Annotated in this window: 2 protein-coding genes; one reads left to right on the forward strand and one right to left on the reverse strand. The window is 48.7% G+C overall.

Annotation, left to right across the window (positions count from 1 at the left end; all coding sequences use genetic code 11):
- Positions 1–716: 716 nt before the first annotated feature.
- On the reverse strand, positions 717–2,126 hold the full coding sequence (locus VZT47_RS09380; RefSeq protein ID WP_330224705.1) for an SLC13 family permease: 1,410 nt from the start codon (positions 2,124–2,126) through the stop codon (positions 717–719).
- A 1,005-nt stretch (positions 2,127–3,131) separates the two neighbouring features.
- On the opposite strand from VZT47_RS09380, the gene VZT47_RS09385 reads away from it, so the two are divergent.
- On the forward strand, positions 3,132–4,178 hold the full coding sequence (locus VZT47_RS09385) for a LysR family transcriptional regulator (RefSeq protein WP_330224706.1): 1,047 nt from the start codon (positions 3,132–3,134) through the stop codon (positions 4,176–4,178).
- Positions 4,179–4,627 lie beyond the last annotated feature (449 nt).

A 4,627-nucleotide genomic window follows, 5' to 3' on the forward strand; every position in this document is an offset into this window, starting at 1 on the left:
CGGCCTTATATCCGGTTTCTGTTCGTAGGCTCGCAGTTTCGCTATGCGCTTCCTTCACTGCAAACATTACTGTTTACAGCTTGCGCTCCGCTACACTCGGCGACAAATACCTGTAACTGGACTTTCACCAGCTAGAATCGTGCCATGCCCGGCACACCAAAAAGGCGGACTTCCCATCCGGAAGTCCGCCTGTACCGATTGCTTTTACTGATTATTAATTACTGACAGCTGAAATTTCCCACGACAAAAAGCCACTTCGGGCAGACTGCCCTCCGTGGCTTCTTATCAATCCTCGTTTTGTAATCAAGTTTCCTTTTGTTTCTACATGGTACCATATAGTTTCGAGCGCCGTAATCTTCCCTTCCGCCTTCTCTGAGAATGGCCGTGGCGGAGCGTACGGTCGATTTCCTTTGCTCTGCAGGTATAGTAGCAAAAAAGTGAATTTGTATCATTAGATTTTTATTAAACTTTTCCATCCGCTAAAAACCAATCCCTGCCCACCATGATTTCTTCCCCGAAAGGGAACTCCAGGTCCCGGGCGGCAGGCGAGGTGAGGGCATTTTCAGCCTGAATGGCCGGGTATGGTTTGCATATAAAAAAGGCCACCTCTTCTGCTTAAAGGCGGCCCCAAAGCTGCGAACGGTCACTGAAAACCATATCCCCCAAGTTTTCAAAAGGAGGTTTTCCTCTTTACGCCCTGTTTCCACAAATATTTCTTACAAATCTCCAAAGAAGGGGATCCATTCCATGCAGGCCGTGGAAACTAAAGTCACCAGAATCACGGTCAAGAGAGAAAGGACTACGCCATATTTAATCTGGGCCGATGCAGAAAGGCCGTAGCCGATCGGAATGGCTCTTGTGGAAATAGGAAGGATATAGGCGCAGTTGACGGCAGCAATTGTCCCAAGGACGTAAGGAATCGGATTGAGGCCCAAAGACTGGGCAATCCCTGTGACTACCGGAATGGAAATGGATGCAGATGCGGTATTACTGGAAATTTCCGACATGAAGCAGGCAAAAATACAGCCCATAGCCATGACGGCAAGTCCGGCTGGAAGATTCATGGAAGCTATAATTTTTGAAAGCTCTTCGATGGCTCCTGTTTCGATAACCAGTTTTCCCAGGGCGAGGCCCGAGGCGAAGAGGAAAATCATGCCCCACATGACGTGGGATTCCGCATATTTCCAGGTCAGCATGGGGTCATTGTGTTCATCTTTCAGGAAGAACATGAGCATACCGAGGAAAAGGAAAACGTAGGCCGGTTTCATGGCCGGAAGAAGTCCGGCAAAGAGGGGACGGACAAAGGCAAGAATCGTGGCCAGGACGAAGAGGGTAAAGCCGATTTTTTCGCCTTTTTTCATAGCGCCGAAGCCTCTGTACATTTCCTGGAAATATTCTTTCGTGCCGGGGAGGGTTTTTGTCGGACAGGGCAGGAAGAAGAGGTAAATGAGGTTCATCAGGAAAATCAGTCCCAGAACAGGGAGGAAACGGATGACCCAGTCCATGTACATAAATTCATGGCCCGTCAGTTTTTCGATATAGGAAACAGCGACCAGATTGGCAGAAGAGCCGATTGGCGAACCAAATCCGCCGATACCGCTCCCCCAGCCGATGGCCAGGAGAATCGGGATGGCCGTCTTGCTCTGGGAAATTTCTCCTTCGCCCACGAAATGTAGCATGGCAACGGCAATGGGACAGAAAATAGCAGCTACCACTACATTGGGAAGGAAAATAGAAAGGACTGTGGACGCCAGAAACCAGACGAAAATCTGGTTTTTCATGGAAGTCCCGATGGAGCAGAGGGCACGGACGGAAATCCGTTTGTCCAGGCCCGTAGTGGTCCAGGTGAGACAGATTAAATCGCTCCCCAGAAGGAGGACCGCGATTTCAGAGAAATACTGGCTGATCACGTGAGACGCCGGAATGAGGTTGAAAAAAGAATTGACTACGATAGGAACGAAAGCAGTCACATAAATCGATACGGGCCGGAAAATCCACCAGACCGCCATCCAGATGGCTGTCCCTAAAGCCAGGGCCGCTTTGGCTTCGAAAGTGCCGTTCAAAAGCCAGGCGGAAATGAAAAAGGTCAATGGACCCAGAATCGTTTGAAATAACTGTTTATTCATAGACTCGCTTCCTTTGAAGGTTTTTGGAAATAGGGGTGCTATCTCCCTTATTGTATTATAGTGCTTTGGAAATACGGTTTATAACTGTTAGAATTTGTAGGGGCTACAGGGTTTTTGCTGTAGATAGCTTTCTTGAGAAACAGGTAAAATCACTTTTGTGTCGGGGGTATCGGGGGTATCGGGGGTATCGGGAGTATCGGAGCTGTCGGGAAGGTGGCGCCCTGCGGGCGCAAGTTTATATTTTGCCTTCCCCTCATCTATGCCAGGTAAAATTTCCTCATCTGTACAGTTCCCTCTTACCCGATGTGGGGGCTCTCCTACCCTCGGGCACCTTCCCGCTTTCCGAAAGAGTCATCCGGCACGAGAATATTTCATCAATCAGTCCCATTTGTGCCTTGTACGGTTAAACGCCCTTTCCGGCTGCTCCGCAGCCACCTTTCCACCCCGGGAAAGGTGGCGCCCGATAGCAAGCGTACCGATATCCTCATATAAATCGTGTATGGATAGTGCCGGGGAATTATAAACGCACGGTACTTCCCGGACATCTCAATCCGGATGCAGTGCGGACAAGGCTTTTTCCCATTTCTTTATTTCATATCCTTTATCGCTATGGATCGCCACATTGAAAAGCTGTTAATATTTGTTTATACTACAAGTGAATGGCTGTATAGCTTCATTCATATGCTTATATAAAACTGATTATCTATCTTGATTCGTGGCTCGTGGTTCGTGATTCGTGAAGATGGCGCCATAAAATTATACAGGCGCCAAATATTGTTTTCAATTTACCATGATAGGGAACGATTTTGGGAATACAGAGATTTTTATTCCCGCCTGAGCAAATTCCCCCTATATACTCGTGCCGCATCAGCGGTACACCTTCACGGACCACGAATCACGAATCACGAAATCTCGACAGGGACTCTTCCGGGGCGTGTCCAGGTGCGGCTAATCCACGAAAACCGTATCTGTCTCTGTCCTTATTTTATATAAAAGGAGTTACCCATGAACTTTCTCTCCATGAAATATTTCCTCGCTCTTTCGGAGGAGAAGAATTTTACGAAGGCTGCGGAGAAGCTGCATATCACCCAGCAGACTTTGTCTGCCCATATCGCCAATCTGGAGCAGGAGGCGGGGACGAAGCTTTTTATCCGCTCCACGCCGCTGCGCCTGACGGTAGGAGGGGAAGTATTCCTCCGGTATGCGAGGATGTTTGCCAGAAATGAGCTGGCTCTCCGCCGGGAGCTTTCCGATGCGTCCGGGGAAAATACGGGCACCCTCCGGATCGGGATCGCTTTCACCCGGGGCCGGGTGCTGCTTCCGGAAGTGATTATGGCTTTCCAGAAGAAATATCCGAAAATCGAAATCGACCTCCATGAAATGGCAAACGAGCAGATCTGGAGTGCCCTTAAAAGGGACAAACTGGATATCGCCATGGCCCGGCTTCAGGATGAAATCCCGGGCATTATGCATGAGCCCTGGATGAATGAGGAAATCGTGCTCTTCGTGAACCGGCAGCTGGCGGAAAAAGTGCTGGGCAAAGAAAATATAGGGACCTATTTCCACCCCGGCAGGAAGGAAAAAGCCCTTCCCGAAGCTTTTGCCGAATTCCCTTTCCTCATCAACAGTGAAGAAGATATCGCGGGATCCCTGGCGAGGAAACTTTTCCGCGATGGCGGCATGGAACCGCAGATTGCGGTGGCCTCGGAAAATATGGCTACCCTTCTCCGGCTTACCACCCTCGGCCTGGGCGCCTATCTCTGCCCTTTGAATCTGGCTGAACATATCCTCACCGCGGAAGAAAAGGAAAAACTCCTTGTCATGCACTTTGAAGATGGGACTTACACCATGTCCTTCGGCTACCATAAACAGAAAAGGCAGTGGAATATCGTAAAAGCATGGATGGAGACAGTGAGAGAGGTCACAAAGGGGGCTGACTTTTCCATGCCTGATGAAAATGGATTCACCAGATATGAAGCAGCCGAGCTCTTGAGGCGTGCTGAAGATGTGAGGAAAGGCCATGTTGTAAAGCATAACCTCATTGAGAACTGACCATGAGAAATCCGGAACGGCTGTCAGAAACCCTGGCAAACCTGGATTATCTCATTTGTGCTGATCGTGGTCCGTGATCCGTGAAGGTGGCGCCCTGAAATCATAAAGGCGCCTCTTTTATATTTTTCTTCTCACGAAGGCTTTGAATCCGTGTTGTAAAGAGTCATTTCGATAAACTCTGATGAGATACCTCCGCAGGCATAGGGGCAGCAGAAAAAAGTTCAGGCCCTGAAATCCATGATAAAAATTAGCCGGCATCAGCCCCATATCCTTCACGAATCACGATTCATTTATAATTTCTTCACATAAAAGGGGCTGTACAATAATTACACAATATGTGGAAATACCGGAAGTGATAAAGTTATCAGTTATCAGTTCATAGTAATCAGTGCAGGAGGCCCGCATCAAACTGGATGGCGGGCCATTTTTATACACAATTCTCCTGGAGA

This window comes from Dialister sp. (assembly GCF_036343215.1).
Taxonomy (GTDB): domain Bacteria; phylum Bacillota; class Negativicutes; order Veillonellales; family Dialisteraceae; genus Dialister.

Coding starts and splice junctions, on each gene's coding strand:
- VZT47_RS09380 (WP_330224705.1), bottom strand. CDS start 2,126: ATGAATAAACAGTTATTTCAAACGATTCTGGGTCCATTGACCTTTTTC.
- VZT47_RS09385 (WP_330224706.1), top strand. CDS start 3,132: ATGAACTTTCTCTCCATGAAATATTTCCTCGCTCTTTCGGAGGAGAAG.